Origin of the sequence: Bacillus sp. JJ634, from assembly GCF_036962285.1 — a bacterium.
GTDB lineage: Bacteria > Bacillota > Bacilli > Bacillales > DSM-1321 > Peribacillus > Peribacillus asahii_A.
The window spans coordinates 29,499-48,828 of sequence record NZ_JBALMU010000098.1; the positions used below are offsets into that span (position 1 = coordinate 29,499).

Sequence of the window (19,330 nt, forward strand, 5' to 3'; positions counted from 1 at the left end):
CTCAAAAGGAATACACCTCTTGAGTCATCGCTTTTTACATCTTTATGCCGCTTCCGAACTTTCAGGCTTTACAAGAGAATGCTTTTCCCAAGTGCGGCTCTTCCAGCGAAAAGACATAATAATAGCCCGCGTCCATTCATCCGCTGCAATTGCTAGCCAAATTCCTACTAATCCAAGATTCAACTGAAACACAAGAAAATACCCTAATGGCAGACTCATGCCGACCATTGAGATTAAACCAATATATACAGGATATTTTGCATCTCCAGCTGCTCTTAGCGAATTAATAATGACAATATTAAGAGTCCGTCCTGTTTCTAACAAAATGCTGAGAATTAAAACACTCGCTCCCATACGAATAATCTCAGGATCGTCTGAAAATAAACGCATAAATTGTTCACGAAACACAATGACGATGACTACCATGACAAGAGTTACCCCACTTGCCCATTTTGCACTTTTCCATACTCTAATGTACGCTTCATTCTGCCGATTTCCACCAACTAAATGACCGACAATAATCGCCGTTCCCATGCCAATAGCTAAAGCAAATAAATAGATAAACATCGATATGTTCATCGCATACTGTCTAGCCGCTAAGGAACTAGCTCCTAAATACGTTACATAATATAAAAACACAACTTGACAACTCTGATACATAATTTGTTCAAAGGCAGAAGGTACACCGATTTTTAAGATTTTTCGAATATACTCCCAGGACAATGAAACATAATAAGCGAGCTTTACACGCACTTCCATTACGCGATACAACAGCCAGAAAAACACAAATATAGCAAGAAAACGACTCACGACAGAAGAAATCGCCGCTCCTTGAACGCCCCATTCAGGAAAACCAAATTTCCCAAATATCAGTACGTAATTACCGATAATATGAAAAATATTCATACCAAGCGATACAAACATCGCTTGTTTTGTAAAACCATGCACCCGAATAATAGAAGCTAAGGAATTAATTATTGCTTGAAGGAAAATCGCTCCGCCAACAATCGTTAAATAACTTTCCGCATAATACAAAATGTCACCAGACAAATGCAATGCACGCATCATCCTGCCGCTGAAAAAAATAAATACAGCACTCAAACATAAACCAACAAGTAGATTAAGCACAATAGCTAAAGCAGAAATCTTGGCAACTTCCAGCATTCTACGCGAGCCGATATACTGAGCAACAACAATCGCAGCCCCATTCCCAATCACTTCTAAAATTAAAATAGCAATATGCAAATATTGATTAGCTGCACCGACCCCAGACACCGCATTATCTGATATCGCACTCAACATGAACGTATCGACAATTCCCATTAACATAAATAGAAAGAGTTCTAAAAAGATAGGCCATGTAAGGAAAAACAAATGATATTCTTTAGAGGTTTGTCCCTCTTTTTTTGCGTCTATGGAGTTACCCATAAGCTGTCACCTTCTTACAATTACTTCTCTATTTTTAAGACAAATGGTATCATACCACAAATTTACACTCGTCATATGAATTTTTATTTAAATGAATTTTCCGAAAATAGTTCATTAACAACTCTAAGTCAATAAATGTAGAGATTAATCATGATTTATAGCACATATTAAAAAGCACCTTCTCTGCAAAAGAAAAGGCGCTTCCTATCTAATTAGCTCTCTTTCATATTCATTTATTGTCCATGAATCCGATTACATTTTCGCTTAATCATTATTGTGCTGTATATCCTCCATCTAGTACAACCGCTTGACCCGTAACCCCTTTCGCCTTATCACTTGCTAAAAACATGGCATAATCTGCTATCTCCTGAACCGATAGCAACCGTTTTTGAGGAATCAGTGGATATAAAACCTCTTCAATAGCTTTCTCTAATGAGACATTGCGATTATGGGCTAAATCTGTCAACTGATTTCGAACGAGCGGTGTATCCACATAACCAGGACATAGAGCGTTAACAGTAATACCATAATTCGCCACCTCTAGCGCTGCAACTTTCGTTAATCCAATTACCCCATGCTTAGCACTATTATAGGCTGCTTTCCCAGCAAATCCGACAAGTCCATTAATCGATGCCATATTAATAATTCTTCCTGATTTCTGTTGTTTCATAATGGGAAATGCGTGCTTCATTGCGATAAAAGGAGCCGTCAGCATCACTTGAACAAGCAATTCAAATTTTTCAGTAGGGAATTCTTCAATTAAATCAATATGCTGTAATCCAGCATTATTGATTAATACATCCAACTGTCCATACGTCTCAATTGTTTGATGAATGGCTTGCTGTAATTCCGTTTCCTTTGTCACATCACACTTTAATCCTAAACAATCGTATCCCTCATCTACTAACGCTGCTATACTTTGCTTTACCTTTTTCTCATCTAAATCGGTAAATACCACTTTCGCGCCGCTTTTTGCAAATGCTATGCCGATTTCATTCCCAATACCACTTGCTGCTCCAGTAATAAACACAACCTTACCTTCTACCATATTAGCTCCTCCCATAAAACAAATTTTTATTATTTTATGACATTTACCAGATTCCTAGAAGAAAAAATGGTCAAGCTTAACAATAACTAGATTATTTACATGTTCTACTCATTTATATTTCTTTCAATTCTGCTATTATTTCAATGGCTCCGTTAAATAATATTATTAATCAAACGCGTTATATAACAAAACCATTGAAATCAATCACCCTAATCTAAAACGTTAAAAAGCCAATATTAAGAATATTGACTTTTTAACGTTTTAGAACTATACACTTCAATAAGTAATACTTAATTAAACTGCTGATTCTTTAGTTGTTGTATTACCTGTAGTGTTTGTTTTTTTATTTTCTTCTTTTGGAGTAGAAGCCTGTTCGGCTAAATCTTTTACTCGTTGGATTTCAGCCTTAGCTAAATTCTGAAGTTCTTTAGACTTTGCTGCTAATGCATCGAACTCAGCAGTATTTCCCTTATATTTTTTCTTATAAGAAGCTAACTGTTTATCAATAGCACGAAGTTTATTAATGTCTGCTTTTAGTTTTCCTTTATAACTATTGTATTTTTTAGATGCTGATTTTTTGCTCAAATTTTTATCAACTATTGCATCTTCAGTAACACCAAAATATAAATTAATAGATTTAGTAATGTTTGTAATGGAAGACTCTACACTAGTTAGACGCTTTTCAACTGTTTTACCAACTTTAGATTTCACAACAGTCTTTTGCTGTTTTTCCTTTTTCTTAGATGATTTATCTTCTTTCTGAACTTTATTTGTTTGCTCTGTTTTTTTACTGTCTAAACTCTGTGCATTTGCAAATGAAGCTGTACTAAAAGCTAGGGAGACAACTAATGCGCCTGCTAAAACCTTTGAAGACCATTTTATTTTCATAATCTCTTCCTCCTATTGTTAACACTATAGTCGGTTTAATCTGTTCAATTAAATTTCTACAGCGTTTCCTTTTTGTTGTATAGTCTCCTTCAAAAGGAATCATCAACAACAATTACCTACAATATTAATTTTTTGGGATTTAAAATAAACGAGCAAAAAGACTTATTTGTAGAAGCTTGGCAGTTTTTAAACCATAATGCCTACTATTAAACTTGCTGCACATTCTAGTTATGTAATGATGAATCTCATACACTTCATTTATGTAAATGGTCATCACCAACTAGATATTATTGGAACATTTGTAATTGTAGTGGGCAGCAATCACCATTTTATTCCTGATTCTTCTCATGTCTATTTAACTAATCAAAACCTATACTGCTAGTTTGTCAGTGTTAGTCCATTCATCAAAAAACACCGAAAGACCCTTATAAAGTAAGGGCTCTTCGATTATTTTTTATCCACAATATTATTTAACACAGCCTTTAATATCAACAAAGCATTTGGCTCATACTACTAATGGTGATAAATATGCTATGTCAATCAAATGATGAATTAAAAGCCTTAGTAACAGAGGCGAAGACATGTACAAAAAACGGTAAGGTTGCAGATTATATTCCCGCTCTTGGAAAAGCAAATCCAAACGATTTATCCATTGCCATTCACTATCCTGACGGGCGATGTATCTCAGCAGGAGATATCGAAAAAAGGATTACCCTCCAAAGTATCTCAAAAGTGATTAGCTTGGCCCTCGTTTTGATGGACAGGGGATCGAACTATGTGTTTGAGCGTGTTGGAATGGAGCCGACTGGAGACCCTTTCAATTCAATTGCTAAATTAGAAACAATGGCTCCCGGAAAACCATTAAATCCTATGATCAATGCGGGAGCACTTGTCGTGACCCATATGATTAAAGGGAACACTGTTACAGAGAGATTCCAGCGACTTTTATCCTTTATTCAGGAAATGACAAATGATTCAACAATGAGTTATTGTGAGGAAGTTGCACGTTCCGAATTCGAAACGGCTCATTTAAACCGAGCATTATGTTATTTTTTAAAACAGCATAACATTCTGGATGAGGATGTAGAACAACTAATGGATTTATATACGAAGCAATGTGCCATTGAAATGAACTGTTTGGATTTGGCCCGAATCGGAGTGGTGTTTGCGATGGATGGAGTCCATCCTCTAAGCGGTAAACAAATCATGCCTGCAGACGTAGCTCGTATTTGTAAAACATTTATGGTCACATGCGGAATGTATAATGCTTCTGGAGAATTTGCCATCAAAATTGGGATTCCTTCGAAAAGTGGTGTATCCGGCGGAATAATGGGCGCTGTTCCAGGAAGGTTTGGCATTGGAATTTTCGGACCTGCTTTAGATGAAAAAGGAAACAGTATTGCAGGAATAAAATTATTGGAGCTGTTATCAAAGAACTATAGTTTGAGCATGTTTTAAAAGGAGTTTATATGGTCACCCTATTAAGACCATATAAACAACCTTTGCTGCACACACTATTACCGATGTGCAGCTCTAAATATATGGATTAGGTAAATGATACATCATTAAGAATAATTTATTTAGCGACCGTCGTTTGCCAACAGGGAGTTTTATTGGGGTAAGTAAATGAATTATCTAAGAAAGAGATGCTTCTCCTTTGTGTACATATTTATTTTACTATATTTACAATTCCTTAATACCTACTTCATATATCAGTAGTAAACTTCTATTACACTCACTTTAATAGGAGGTGCATTTCTTATCAGGTAATTCTGCTCAAAATTTTCTATTATAACGACTCCATGTATATCTCAAAATATTTTGAGGAGGAATGCGTCTATGGAAATTTTATTTAACACATTATTCGTAATGGGGATAATAACAGCATTTACCTTTATTTTTTATTCAACCTTCTTTAGTGTTAAGTAAGTGAGGGGGGTTTTCTACCCTTTATAGTAACTCTCCATTCACTAATCATATAAAATCTCCTATCCACAAATCTCCGTTCTATGTTTCAACTTAAATTCTGCTATCGGTGGAGCCCCTTTATGTCGATGACTTCCATAGATTCATCCAAGTTATAGACCTCAAAACCTGCTGCATACTCAATCTTGCGCAACGTTCCCCTACTCCATAAGATTCGTAAGAGAGAAATTTTTCAAAAGCACTTCAAAAAGAAATCTCCAAGTAAGAAATGTGGTCAATCTACCAAAAAAGCACTGAATAATCCTTATATAGCAAGGGTTATTCAGTGCTAGAAATTACATCACCCGTTTAAACATCTTCTCCATGTCATATGACGAATAGTGAATAATAATCGGACGACCATGCGGGCATGTAAATGGGTCGGTCGTATGCCGTAATTCATCTAATAAGGCTTGGATCTCATCAGTGCGCAAATGGCGGTTCGCTTTAATCGATGCCTTACAGCTCATTAAAATCGCCGCTTCTTCACGTAGTTTTTTAACATCGACTTTTTTCATATGAAGCAATTGCTCAATCATTTCTTCCAAAATTTCTTGTTCAATGCCTTTAGGGAACCATTGCGGATGGGACCGAACAATAAAGGCATTATGGCCGAATTCTTCAAGAAAGACACCGACTTTTTCAAGTTCATCTTTATATTCATTAATTCGGATATATTCGTCTGTTGAGAATTCTAATGTGATTGGAACAAGCATCTCTTGCAATTCTTTTTCAACACGACCAACTTTTTCTTTAAAATATTCATATTTAATCCGCTCTTGAGCGGCATGTTGATCAATAATATACAACCCTTTATCGTTTTGCGCAAAAATATACGTACCATGCATTTGCCCGATTGGATACATCGGTGGTACGCGCGGTTGCTCCGATTGAACATAGGCCGGCTCTTCCCCTGTTTCAATCAAAACCTTCTCGATAGACTCTGACATGTCCAATGTACTTTCGCGAACTTCTTGAGGCTCAGTGCGTTCAAATGCAGGTACAAAGGTTTGGATTGGTTCGAAATTCATGTTCATACTCGGAGCTTCTTTTTTCGCTAATAAATCTTTTATAAGCGCTGGTTCTGGCTTTGCTTCCATGACAGGTACAGGGTGCTTTGTTTCCACGATATGATCCAAATCAAGGATGGTTTGTTCACTTTTTGGCTGCTGTTTCACCTGTGGTGTAAAGCCGCTTGGAATAAGCGATAAACCTGTAAAAGCTGCTTTAATGGTCTCTGAAACAACCGTAAATAATTCCTGTTCTTTACTTAAGCGAACTTCCATTTTCGAAGGGTGAACATTTACATCGACTAAAATCGGATCCATCTCAACCGACAACAGCGCAATTGGGAATCGGCCAATTGGCAGCAACGTATGATACCCTTCTAAAATCGCCTTCACTAAACCATAGTTTTTGATGAAACGTCCATTAATCATCGTGGAAATATAATTTCTTGAAGCGCGCGTAATTTCCGGTAAAGCGATGTAGCCTGTCACTTTATAATCGAGTGTCTTTGCTTCAATCGGAATCATCTTTCTAGCGATATTCATTCCATAAATGGCAGCCAGCACTTGACGTACATCACCATTCCCGTTTGTATGCAGAATTTTTTTCTCGTTATGTGACAAACGAATTGACACTTCGGGATGCGCCAATGCCAGACGGTTCACAACATCGGTAATATTCCCAAGCTCTGTGTGAACCGTTTTCATATATTTCAGGCGAGCTGGTGTGTTGAAAAAAAGATCTGAAACGGTAATATCCGTTCCTTTGCGGCTAGAGGTCGCTTCAAGCTGCTTCACTACTCCACCTTCTAAGACAATCTTTGTCCCTGCCCCATCGCCCGTACTCGTTTTTAACGTAAATTGCGAAACGGAGGCAATACTCGGCATCGCCTCACCACGAAAACCGAGCGTGCGAATTCGAAATAAATCATTTTCATCTTTAATTTTACTTGTAGCATGTCTCTTAAACGCATTTTCTACATCTTCAGGAAGAATGCCATCTCCATTATCAATAAGACGAATCGATTCAAGCCCGGCCTCTTTTACTTCGATTTCGACAATGGTGCTGTTTGCATCGATGGCATTTTCAAGCAATTCCTTGACAACCGAGGCTGGGCGTTCCACAACTTCTCCTGCTGCAATTTTATTCGAAAGTGCCTCATCAAGCTGAACGATTTTCCCCATACATTTCGCCTCGTTTCTTTTACTTTAATTTCTTTTGCAATTTATATAAAACATTCAACGCTTCAAGTGGTGTCATATCAAGAATCTCAAGTTGTTGTAATTGTTCAAGCACTTTCTTTTCTTTCGTAGAAGAGACTTTTTTCTCGGAAGGTACCGATTCTTCTCCAAAAAAAGAAAGTTGAGCAATATCAGCCTCCGTCACAACGGATGGTGCTTCTTTTACAACGGTGGTTTGACTTCCTTCGCTTTCGAGTTGCGACAAAATCGCGGAAGCACGGTCAATGAGCGGCTGTGGGAGCTCAGCCAGCTTCGCCACATGAATCCCGTAACTTTTGTCCGCCGCGCCTTCCTTAATTTTATGCAAAAAGACTACACTTCCATTTTGTTCAATCGCACTTACATGAATATTTTGTAGTCGTGACAGCTCTTCTGCTAATACCGTTAATTCGTGATAGTGAGTCGAGAATAACGTCTTTGCTCCGATTTTCTCATGAATATATTCAATAATTGCTTGGGCAAGCGCCATCCCATCATACGTAGATGTTCCACGCCCAATTTCATCGAATAAAATTAAACTGTTTTCGGTTGCATTCATAATGGCATTCCGCGCTTCTAACATTTCGACCATAAACGTACTTTGTCCAGAAATCAAATCATCGGCAGCACCAATTCGAGTAAACACTTTATCAAAAATTGGAAGAACTGCCTCACTTGCCGATACAAAACAGCCGATTTGCGCTAATATGGCGGTTAAAGCAACTTGCCGCATATACGTACTTTTCCCGGACATGTTCGGTCCCGTAATAAGGAGGAGCTCTCGTTCACCGTTCATATAACAATCATTCGGCACATATTCTTGGGCTTGTAATACTTTTTCCACGACAGGGTGACGCCCCTCTTTCAAATGGATTGTACGGTCATTTGAAAAAACAGGCTTCACATAATGACGTTCTTCACTAATTGTCGCAAAGCATTGAAGCACATCTAACTCACTTACCGCTTTAGCTAACGCTTGTAAGCGAGGAATATACTCTTTCACTTGTTCACGAATGTGTAAGAACAGTTCATATTCAAGTCCAATAATTTTTTCCTCTGCTTGCAGAATTAATGCTTCTTTTTCCTTCAATTCTGGTGTAATAAAGCGTTCAGCATTTGTCAGCGTCTGCTTTCGCTCATAACGACCTTCCTCAAGCAAATGCAAGTTTGCACGCGTTACTTCAATATAATATCCAAACACACGATTATAGCCAATTTTTAATGATTTAATGCCTGTACGTTCCCGTTCCTCACGCTCTAAATTCGCAATCCACGTTTTCCCGTTGCGACTAGCATCACGATACATATCAAGCTCCGCATTGTAGCCATCTTGAATAATATTGCCTTCTTTGATTGACAACGGTGGATTTTCAACAATCGACATTTCTAGTAAATCAGTCACTTCCTCACACGGATCGAGTCGTTCAGCTAGTGTTGAAATTTCAGAAGAATCTCCCAATGAACGAACAATTTCACGAATGATAGGCAACTGCTGAAGCGAACGCTTTAATTGCATTAAGTCACGCGCATTCACATTTCCAAAGGCTACTCGACCAGCTAAACGTTCCAAGTCGTATACTTCTTTAAAGCGGTCACGTAAATCTTGGCGTTCAAAGTATTGATTTTTTAAAGTTTCCACGATATGTTGACGGCGTTCAATTTGCTTTTGATTAATGAGCGGTCGGTCAATCCATTGCTTCAATAAACGTCCGCCCATCGCGGTCTTTGTTTCATCTAATAACCAAAGTAAAGAGCCTTTCTTCCCTGTCGATCGGATCGTTTCCGTTAACTCTAAATTCCGCTTTGAATAATAATCTATTTTCATATACTGCGACGTTTCATAAGCTTGTACAGACTGCAAATGATCGAGGGAACGTTTTTGTGTGCGATATAAGTAATTGAATAATCTTGTTACAGCCAACTTTTGTTTTTCCTGCTTTAAATCACGCAGTAACGATGTAAACTGCTCCGTTTGTTCTGTATGGTCTTCAAGCGAAATTGCCTTTGCACCACGCTCTTGCAACTTTTTCTTCCAATCTTCCGGAAAATCACTTGCCATCACAACTTCGGTCGCACCAAGAATCGCAAATTCGTTTAGCACTTCATCAAAGCTGCCTTCTATAAGAGTGACCTTATTTTCTCCAGTTGAAAGATCCGTATAGGCAAAGCCAAATGTTCCATCCGCAAAGTCTGTCACCGTCGCAATAAAGTTGTTTTCTTTCTCATTCAAGCCTTTTCCATCCATTTTTGTTCCAGGCGTAATAAGCTGAACAACTTCACGACGAACGACTCCTTTCGCTTGCTTCGGATCCTCCGTTTGCTCACAAATGGCTACTTTATAGCCACGCTCTACTAATATATCAATATAATTAGCCGCAGAATGATGAGGAATCCCGCACATTGGAATGCGATCGGCACTTCCACCATCACGGCTCGTTAACGTAATTTCCAATTCCTGAGACGCTTTAATAGCATCGTCGAAGAACATTTCGTAAAAATCGCCTAATCGAAAAAATAAAAAGGCATCTTGATACTCTGCCTTAATTGTTAAATATTGTTGTACCATCGGCGTATATCCAGCCATTGTTTCAAAACCTTTCCAAACTGTAGTAAAATCGTACATACGTATCACCATTATAACACATCTCCATTTAGATTCAGGCATCTAGAGATATGAAAGGTTTACCGATTCGTATGATTGCCCTAAAACAATGGATATTCCAAATCCCTCTGATTCTCTTACTTTCCGGCCATATAAAACAAACCGGATGAAAAGAATGTCCATCCGGGTAAAGAATATCTTATTCGTCTTCGAACTCATCAAGAAAATCTGGATCTAAGTCTTCAAAATCATCGTCATCATCGATGTCCCACTCATCCTCACAGCGTCCATTCGGGCTTACAGCGACACAAATCTTTGTTTCACCGATCACTTCCACGAAAAATTCCCGTTCCACGTGAACAATAATTTTTTGTCCACATGGAGAAATGCACGCTTCTAAACAGTTCGGCTGTTGAACCGCTGTTGCAACAATGTCTTGGTCACCGTAGCAATCTGGATCCCGGTATCTGATGGAAACAACGTCGGTATAACGTACTTTTTCTGTAACAACTTCTGTTTTCGTATTGTGGTTATGAGAATACCAAACATTAATTTCATAGCTGCCATGAATTTCTACTTTCTTGCCGACTTTTCTTGCTTCATATTTATGATTAATGATCCAACAACCTAGAATGCTAGTAGGATGATGAGCCGGGCTAATGGTGTGAGAGGACTTTGTAAATTTACGTCCCTTTGCCACCACCGCTTTTGTAATAATCTCTCTATATTGTGACATGCTAGCGAACCCTCCTCATACAGTTTCCATTCATCGTATGCGTGGTAAAAGTCTAGTGTGCAAATTAATTTATAACATGGAAAACTGCGTTTATTTTGTAAATCTAGGTTATTTTATGATAGCCGTATGGGATATGTGTCACGAATGGGCGGATGAGGAGTGCTTGAAAAAACTGAAGCATAATACAAAGGCAGAGAGAGCTTCTCCCTGTTTCAAAGCAGAAGCTTGCTTATCCGGCGAAAAGTTACCTAGCTACTTGTTTTGTTATCTACCCAATAAAAAAAGCGCATAGGTTTTCATGAAAAACCCATGCACTTTTTTATTTTTGAAGTAAAGATTAATGACTCATTAAGAACAACTTCCACCGCCGGCTTGAACTTGTGAACCTGTTTCACCGCGTAAGACATCCCCGTTTGTTGACTCAATAATCAAATCTGTCACTTTATTCGACACTTGGGATGCGACCATTTGCAGTAAATCATTCACATCGACTTGAGATTGTTTAAATTGCTGAACAATCGGAAGCTCATCCAATTGCTTTTCTAATTCTTCAATTTTCGCTTGCACTTGGTTATAGGCTTTTTCTTTTCCATAATGCTGAAAATTCACTGCTTGTTTTTGCAAGCTTTTAATGCTTGCAATCATTTCACGAACCTTCTGATTTTCATTAATTTTTTCCTCAGCCTGCTTAAAAAAATCCACTTCTTCTGTCTTAGCAATCATCTCTGCTAGTTCAGCTGCTTTTGTTAAAATGTCGTCTTTTGTATATTTCGTCATTTTACTTCACCTCAATTGCTGCTCCTTCTTCAACCAACTCTCCATTTAATGACCATGTTCTCGTTTCAGTGATTTTCACCTTCACAATTTGGCCGACAATAGATTTCGGTCCTCTGAAGTTCACCAGCTTATTTTTAGTTGTATAACCAGCTAAAACATCAGGGTTATTCTTACTTTCCCCTTCCACAAGCACTTCTACGACCTTGCCTTTATATGCATGCATTTTCTCTGCTGAAAATTCATTCACAACTGCGTTTAATCGTTGTAGTCGCTCTTTCTTTACTTCCATCGGTACATTATCCTTCATCTTTGCAGCTGGAGTGCCTTCTCGTGGTGAATAAATGTATGTGTAAGCAGCATCGAAGCCCACTTCACGATATAGAGATAATGTTTCTTCAAACTGCTCTTCTGTTTCATTTGGGTAGCCAACGATTAAGTCTGTTGTTAAAGACGCAGTCGGAATTGCTTCTTTAATTTTTTCATTTTCTTTCTGGGAAGATAAATCAACGCCGAACCGTTCACTGAATTGAATGGCTTTTTCGACCGTATGCCTTATTGAATTGCAGTAAATTAAATTCGATTTATCCTTTGATAATGAATTTACCAAACTTAAACTGTCTTTTCCCTCAAGTATTTCTGGTTGATAGGTTTTCGATTCGTATTCGGTATAATGAATCGCTTTGCCTTCTAATAAATCAATATAAAACAATTGCTGTGCAACAGGAGACTCGTTTGAATAAAAAATTTGCTCTTTATTTCGATTAAAAAGCTGCAAAAAAACCTCTGGATTTGTTACATTTGGTGATGCAAAAAGAATTTGAATATGCCTATTAACATACATTGCTCTTTCGATTGCTGTATATAGCGTTACACTTCTTTTATCCTGTCCCTGCGCTAATTTATGGGCTTCATCAATAAACAAGGTGTCAACAACGGGATATGATTCATCTGATAAGTATGCTAACAGTCTTTCAGGTGTTAATATCATAATTAAATTGGAATCACTGATATCAATTCCTTCGAGATTTCCAGTTGTGATGATGGTATATCCATGCTCTTCAATCAATGCATTTAATTCTGTTTTTATTTCAACTGCGAATTGGTGAATCAACGCTCTCGTCGGAACAATAATGGCAATATTGGGCTTATTGTTCTTTTTGATTAAATCGGCAATAGCGATTTTCATTATAAATGATTTTCCCATTGAAGTAGGACCTGAGAAGCTAAAAGAGTCTGAAGCTTGAAGCTTTTTATATAGTCGAAATTGGTGGTCCGTAAGATAAATTCCTTCAAAATCATCAATTTTATGAAATGCCTTTTTAATTTCTCTTTCAATTTCGCGGTCTAATGGAAGTTGCGCGTTGTATTCCAGTAATTCAAGAGCTGGAAAGTTCCCTAGTTTATTCAAAACGGCTGTAGAAACCATTTTATAAAAGGAATTTCCTTCATAAAAGGGATGAAGTAGAGCAATAATTTTATAAGATAGATTCCTGTGTTTGGCTTCTTGTGAATTAGATAAAATATCACAAAACCTTAAAATATGAATTAATTCCTTTTCACTGAGTAGATTCATATTTTGTTCCTGAAATATGGTTTTAAATAACAAATCGTTTGCCCTGCTATATAGTTCTTTAAAATATTTATCTTCATAAGCATCAGCAGCTAGTCTCTCAAGTATCTTCATTTGCTTTCACCTTTTAGCTTTCTTATTACTGCCTTTCGAGTTGTGCTCATTTCACTGAATGGGATACAATAAATATAAAAGTTATAGCCGTACAATTCATACTTATCAATTAATTTTTCGATATAAGGAAATTCCTTTTTCACTGTTTCATTAATGATTCTGCGGATTTCTAAATTAAACTCCCGATTTGACAACTTTTTTTTCAAATCCTTGTCCATTTCAAAATCAAATCCCACAAAAATGCCAAAAGCTTTATCCGTTTGAATTTCATCTTCTCTTGCCGTAGGGAATATAATTTTCTTCAATTCTACATATGCACCTTCATCGTCTATCTCTTGGTGAAAATGAGTATCAATCAACTGCATTTCATATTCCACATTATTTTTTGCGTGCGTTAAAAAGCTGTTAATAGACTCGAATGCCTTTTGTAATCCAGCCCGAATGGTTTTGTACATTTTGGATTCTCCGAAAACGATTTGATACTCTTGCTCATTTAATTCTAACAAATGTATACCATCCGCACCTTTTACATAGTCATTATGAGATGTTTTTAAATTCATTTTAGTTAATAATTTCGGAGCACCTAAGTGGGTTTCCAATAGACAGTACAGAAGCAGTTCCCCAAATTCACCTTCATTCGACTGATAATCCCGAAAGCGCTCCTGTGCAGCTAGATTCAATTCGCCAAACCTTTGTTCATCTATAAATTGTTGATATTCTTTGTTCGAAAGACAAAATGTCAAAATAGAATTTGATAATTCTCGCAACAGCGGTGTCATATCAAACTGATTATTTGTTAATTTAAGGATATGCAAATTTAGTTTGCATTTTTGCTCGACCAATACATGGTCCTTAATATCGTGGTAAAAGTGGTCTAGAAAGGACTTTCGCACTTGTGTTTTTAGCATGTTTTATAACACCTCTAGGCTCATTATACCAGAATATGTTGAATGAATATTGTAAAAATTTCATTTTCTGGATGGTGATATAAAATCATTTATTCCTTACTTTTTCCCTTGAAAAAATCCCCTATTTCCTGTTATCGACATCGAGCCTCACCTGAAAAAATGCCCATAAAGGGCATTTTTAATGCCTTCTTCTTGTTTTATAAAACGGTTCATCAGGAATAATGTACGACTGACATAGCGTGTCGGTTCTACTGTGTCCCATTTGAAGCATGCAATATAAACGTCTGCACTGTTCCCAGGTAAAATCTTTCATCGGTTTACCCGTTTTTAATCGAGAATAATTTAGTCTTACTTTTTCGTTATGAATTCTTCTTAAAATCCCTTCTTTATTCGACCCTTGCATATTGACATACTCTTGAATTTTGCCCCAAATTGCCTCTTTTTTCATATAACTTGTGGAATCATAAAGTCTTTGGGCAAAAACCCGTCTCGTTGAGTGGCTCGTGTACCTTGATGTCACTTTTCCGTTTTCATCACGCTCGATGAGACCTGCTGCTTCTGCGATTTTTTTATAGGTATTTTGCATGTATTTGGAGGCATCTTCTTTGCTCATTTGCTTTCCGTCTTTATCAAACAACGGGAAAAGTGGAGAACCGTCAGCTTTATCTTTGGTTAATTGGTAGTAGAATTGTTTTTGTTGGACTTGCATGGGGACTGTTCTGGAGAAATTGTTTTTATCTTTATCGTAGAATTTCGTCATTTTTTCTAAATCGATATCTCCGGCCTTTAAATTGATTTCTGCTGTAATTCTGCCGCCTGTTATGCCTTGAGAGATGATGGCGTTTTTAATCGTTTCATAGTTTCTGTCGGTTTTAGGGATGACTTTATCAATCGTATTCAATAGTTTTCTGTATTCAATGTCCGTTGCCTTCATGGATGTTTTTTCATCATTGGATTGAAGGGCACCGCGCTCATAATTTTCATACAGTCTTCCTTTTCTTTCTTCAATGGACCCTTTATACCCTACACGAACTTTATCGACTCCTTGATTTTTCCACACTCCATGGTCACGGACTAAATCTTGCAATTTGCCAAAGGCATGAGTGGTAGCTTCGATGTATCCTCCTGAAACGGGTTTCTCGCCATTTCCATCAAATCGCTTGTACAGCCAATCATAATGTTTATCAACCATTTTTGCTGTCCAAAACTTTGGATTGTAAGCATCACGGCTTTTTTTATCCGTACCTTCTTCTTTGATTTTGTCTAATGTATTGAAGAAATTTGAGATACATCCTACATATTTTTTCGCAGCAGTTGGAGCAAGCTCTCCTAATTTTACGGCTTTTTCAAATGCCTGTTCGACCATCGCCAAACCATGTTCTCTTTTCATTGCAGCATCACCCCCAGTTGCCTTTTAAATGTGAAAAGAGTCTTTTGTCCGAATGGTTCGCGCCATGCGAACCATTCGCTATATATTTCTCATTGTAATGCGCCGGACGAATGTGTGGTGGAAAAATGGGAAAAAAATATTCGCGCCGTTTTGTTTGGTTGGGGCATCGAGCCCCAACCAAACAACTGACATGCTGTCAGCTGGACCATAAGTATGAACGAATCTTTGGGCATGACAAAGTACAGTTGTTCGTCTGAATTTTCAGCAGTTTCCTTCTGAGTCCGATTCGATAAAATCTTCTCTTGCGACATGCCCACTTCGTGGGACATGTCGCTGCGCTCGATTTTACCGAACGGACGAAGGAAACTGCAAACTCCCTCCATGGCTGTCTCCGCCTTTCCCTCCCGCGCAAGCGCGGAAGGAAAAGCCGAAGCCAACCATTACAGGAGCGTTTCTCCGAAAATCGTTTTGTCTTTCCATCGCTTCGTGCAAGCACGAACCTGCTGGAAATCCAAACCGTTTTCTCCGAAACAAAACCATACGAGCGTAAATAGCTATTTATCCATGAATCCATGCTACCACATGACTTCGGTGAAGGATTTTGTTCTCCGCCACAGCTTTTCTGCACATATCAAGAAACAAATTTCTTATGAGAACTTCGTTCTCTTTTATTTCCTCATATGTACAGAATCCCCTTCAGACAGTGATGCTTCACCGAGTTGCAGATGCTTCGTCCTCCTCCAAGACCCCTACCTTGGATTCGTCCACACATTCGAGAGTTTTATACACTGTATAAAACGACTGCGCCCTCACGCCTCGAACACTCTTCTTCCTTTCGGTAACTGTATGACAAGCATACAGCAAGAAGCAGTCTGCCTACACCGTGCCACCGGTGTAGATACCATATCCCAGCAGGACTTAGGTATGTTGGGTTTAATCGCGCCTTTTACGGAACTTGACGGTTTATTCACTGCCCAAGTGACTTGCTAATGGTACACACTTCAAACATGGATAAAATCACTAAATACTACAACTGCATTACACATGAATCATGAACTTGTAAAATTTCCAAAAGCTTTAGCAACAGACAACACATGATTTTTTCTTTTTTTCTTTTCCCGTTTTTTCATCTTTATCATGGCTCTTACCGTTCGAGTTCGCATTTCTACTAGAATAAGAACGCCAAATCTTCGATTTGAAACAGGATTTCCTTGTCTCCTTTCATTTTCCAAAGTAATTGTAAAAGTCAATTTCTAAGTTTCCATCCTATTTTTCCTCCTTTTTTCAATGTTTTTTGATGACAGTATTAGGGAAACTTTTCTGCGCAATGTTTCATTTTAATTCCTCCGCATAATTTATTTTCATCTTGATTCAGGCGGTGAATGAGCCTGTTTTCCATTGACTAAAGTGACAGTGCAACCTTACTTATGATTTGCCTTTCTATGTCCTACAACGAATGGCATATAACATGGAAAAAACACCATGTTTCAATGGTTCTTTGGAATGCTCCATTCTATGAATGTTGCAGGACGGTTATGCAGGTCCAGAAATTATCGTTGGATAAAATCTGTTTCTGTTTATTGTCCTATTTTTTTGTTGGTTACTGCTTATACATCCAGAAAGGGATGCGAATGTTTTTGGAAATCCAAAAACGAAAGTAAATATGTTTTCATCTTATATGGTTGTTCAAATGAACAACGATTGCCACGAAATCATGACAATAGAGAAATAGCGTTTTATTATCCAAGTGGATAATTTTCACCATGAAATCATGATGAAAAGTAAAATATGTTTTATTGCCCAAGTGGACAAGGTTTATCACGAAGTCGTGATAAAAGAGTGTAAAGTATGTGCCCAAGTGTGCACGATTCCATCCAAATGGATGAGGTTCAAGACAAATGTCATGAACAAAAAATATGAGTTTCCTCATATTTATCATACTCTGGAATGGATTTTTTTGTAAAAAAACACGGATTTTAACGCGGATTTACTGTTTTGCGAGTAGACTATTAAAAGAGCTATTAAAAGTCATTTAAAGGAGGGATTTGATGAGCCAAGAATTTTTTGATTTAGTCCAATTATTCGAAGAGAGGTATTTTTGTGATGATTTAGAGTTTAGATATATAGATATTAATGAAATAACAGAAACGAAAAGAAAACTGCATCAAAAAGACGAAGAAGAAACGGAAATCTTGAAAAAGTCTACAGAGAAAAGACGATTCGACCATGAAGAATTGAAGTTTGAAGAAGGGCAAAAAGAAAACTTAGAAAATGGATTTCTAAACATACCGAAATTTTATGAAGAACCTGTAGATTTGCCTCTTTACGGGACAAAATATATCCGTTCTTATGTAGAATATTACGCAGGAGATTTGGCGAAAGTCGTGTGTGAGATTGGATATTGGAGATTAAAACCGAACGATTTGCAGCACCGAGATTATGTGTCAACCAAAAAGAATGCGATTTATATTTCGTATTACCACGAAGAAAAACGATGGTCTTTGTTATCAAAGGATGTATGGGAAAAACGAAGAGAAGAATTGGAGCGAGATTTGGATAATCCTTTGCTGCGTGCAATCGAATCGGAATTTTATGATGTGTTAATGAAAACGATTGATAATCGAAAATTATACTATGAGCATGAGCTTAGAGATGAAGCAGAAGCATTTGTCTATGATTTGAAAGACTTAGGGTGGTACATAGAAAACGTCCCGTTATTGTGGGCATCGATGAAATTATACAATAAAGAGATGTATCATAAAATTTTAGACCGTATGGATGAAGTATATAAAGGGTCTCTTCCTGAGTTAGAAAGGTATATTGACAGCTATCCTTATGAGGATGCTTACCCGAATTTTCTTCCGCATAGCGAAGAATCTAAAAAATTAGAAAACGATACCTATCTTCTGCTAGCATCTGGTTTTGAAGTGGTAGGCGGACGAGTTTTTCCAAATCTTCAGCGTATGTATAAAGAAAGACAAGAAACCAATTATTATGCAAATGTGGATGAATTAAACGGCTACAAAGAAATAGCAAAGCTGTTACACGAAGAAAACAAAAAGAAAAAAGGAAAAGATGCGGATACCTTTGTGGAGTTTAAAGAAGTTAAAACCGTTTACGATAGCAAAAAGCACACCAATAATAAGAGAAATTAAGCCACCTTGCGGTGGTTTTTTCTTTTCTCATTAAAAAATATTCAAAAAGAAGAACTACACAAAGCCAACATTCAAGACAACAATCACCACCTCCAAAACCACCAAACAAGTAAGAAAAAAATCTCTTCTTATATAATGGCTCTGTTAAACAATAATGTTGATTTTTGAGCAAAAGAAAAAGGACCTCATAAGAGCCCTTTTAGTGATTCCTTGTTGAACTAACGCTACCCGTTAGTTGAAGAACAATCATTCAATAACGATTTATAATGGTTTCCAATTAGGGTCTTTTACATCTTTCTTATTTGGTTTTCTAACAAATTTAAGACTACCTTTAGTAGAAGCTCCATATTTTATAAAATTTTGTTGTGCCTGTCTTAAGGAAACTTCATTTGCACCTCCTTCATAATCAGGGTCATCGAATTGAACTCCATCATCTTCCCAAAAACAAATTTCGCAAATAGCATATGTATCTGGTGGTTCTTCATCTAATGTTTTATAACCACAACAAGGGCAAGTATATT

At 37.3% G+C, this 19,330-nt stretch carries 14 protein-coding genes and 2 pseudogenes; 2 read left to right on the forward strand and 14 right to left on the reverse strand.

The window, feature by feature from the left end:
• Positions 1 to 42: 42 nt before the first annotated feature.
• From V7068_RS14725 to V7068_RS14735, 3 genes are all read right to left on the reverse strand, one after another.
• Entirely contained in the window at positions 43 to 1,428 is a 1,386-nt protein-coding gene (locus V7068_RS14725; RefSeq protein WP_499713406.1) for an MATE family efflux transporter, read from the reverse strand.
• A gap of 271 nt (positions 1,429 to 1,699) precedes the next feature.
• Entirely contained in the window at positions 1,700 to 2,476 is a 777-nt protein-coding gene (locus V7068_RS14730; RefSeq protein WP_499713407.1) for a 3-hydroxybutyrate dehydrogenase, read from the reverse strand.
• Between the two features lie 294 nt (positions 2,477 to 2,770).
• A complete protein-coding gene (locus V7068_RS14735; protein ID WP_499713408.1) occupies positions 2,771 to 3,364 on the reverse strand; it encodes a hypothetical protein in 594 nt (197 codons plus the stop codon).
• A gap of 528 nt (positions 3,365 to 3,892) precedes the next feature.
• Between V7068_RS14735 and glsA the strand changes: the two genes are divergently transcribed.
• The gene (gene glsA, locus V7068_RS14740) at positions 3,893 to 4,822 is read left to right on the forward strand and encodes a glutaminase A (protein ID WP_252283296.1); all 930 of its coding nucleotides are present in this window, start codon (positions 3,893 to 3,895) and stop codon (positions 4,820 to 4,822) included.
• Between the two features lie 571 nt (positions 4,823 to 5,393).
• On the opposite strand, the gene V7068_RS14745 is transcribed toward glsA, so the two are convergent.
• The 10 genes and pseudogenes from V7068_RS14745 to V7068_RS14790 form a co-directional block, all read right to left on the reverse strand.
• Positions 5,394 to 5,483, reverse strand: coding sequence for a DUF1064 domain-containing protein (locus tag V7068_RS14745; RefSeq protein WP_499713409.1), 90 nt, complete (start codon positions 5,481 to 5,483; stop codon positions 5,394 to 5,396).
• Between the two features lie 142 nt (positions 5,484 to 5,625).
• Positions 5,626 to 7,521 carry a DNA mismatch repair endonuclease MutL gene (mutL, locus tag V7068_RS14750; protein ID WP_499713410.1) on the reverse strand — a complete coding sequence of 632 codons (1,896 nt, stop codon included), beginning with the start codon at positions 7,519 to 7,521 and terminating at the stop codon, positions 5,626 to 5,628.
• A gap of 19 nt (positions 7,522 to 7,540) precedes the next feature.
• On the reverse strand, positions 7,541 to 10,141 hold the full coding sequence (gene mutS, locus V7068_RS14755) for a DNA mismatch repair protein MutS (RefSeq protein ID WP_499713419.1): 2,601 nt from the start codon (positions 10,139 to 10,141) through the stop codon (positions 7,541 to 7,543).
• 217 nt (positions 10,142 to 10,358) lie between these two features.
• The gene (gene cotE / locus V7068_RS14760; protein ID WP_499713411.1) at positions 10,359 to 10,895 is read right to left on the reverse strand and encodes an outer spore coat protein CotE; all 537 of its coding nucleotides are present in this window, start codon (positions 10,893 to 10,895) and stop codon (positions 10,359 to 10,361) included.
• Positions 10,896 to 11,243: 348 nt separating this feature from the next.
• A complete protein-coding gene (locus tag V7068_RS14765; protein ID WP_499713412.1) occupies positions 11,244 to 11,672 on the reverse strand; it encodes a YlbF/YmcA family competence regulator in 429 nt (142 codons plus the stop codon).
• A gap of 1 nt (position 11,673) precedes the next feature.
• Positions 11,674 to 12,150, reverse strand: a pseudogene (locus tag V7068_RS14770) (TRAM domain-containing protein); the annotation flags it as partial.
• Between the two features lie 336 nt (positions 12,151 to 12,486).
• Positions 12,487 to 13,356: pseudogene (locus V7068_RS14775) on the reverse strand (DEAD/DEAH box helicase); the annotation flags it as partial.
• The gene (locus V7068_RS14780; protein ID WP_499713413.1) at positions 13,353 to 14,264 is read right to left on the reverse strand and encodes a HamA C-terminal domain-containing protein; all 912 of its coding nucleotides are present in this window, start codon (positions 14,262 to 14,264) and stop codon (positions 13,353 to 13,355) included. The pseudogene V7068_RS14775 and the gene V7068_RS14780, both read right to left, overlap by 4 nt.
• A 178-nt stretch (positions 14,265 to 14,442) precedes the next feature.
• Entirely contained in the window at positions 14,443 to 15,654 is a 1,212-nt protein-coding gene (locus V7068_RS14785; protein ID WP_499713414.1) for a site-specific integrase, read from the reverse strand.
• An 89-nt stretch (positions 15,655 to 15,743) separates the two neighbouring features.
• A complete protein-coding gene (locus V7068_RS14790; RefSeq protein WP_499713415.1) occupies positions 15,744 to 16,037 on the reverse strand; it encodes a hypothetical protein in 294 nt (97 codons plus the stop codon).
• A 1,665-nt stretch (positions 16,038 to 17,702) separates the two neighbouring features.
• Here V7068_RS14790 and V7068_RS14795 point away from each other — a divergent pair.
• Positions 17,703 to 18,809, forward strand: coding sequence for a hypothetical protein (locus V7068_RS14795; protein WP_499713416.1), 1,107 nt, complete (start codon positions 17,703 to 17,705; stop codon positions 18,807 to 18,809).
• A 261-nt stretch (positions 18,810 to 19,070) separates the two neighbouring features.
• Here the strand turns inward: V7068_RS14795 and V7068_RS14800 are convergent.
• A partial coding sequence (locus V7068_RS14800; RefSeq protein WP_499713417.1) for a CPCC family cysteine-rich protein occupies positions 19,071 to 19,330 on the reverse strand: 260 nt, incomplete at its 5' end.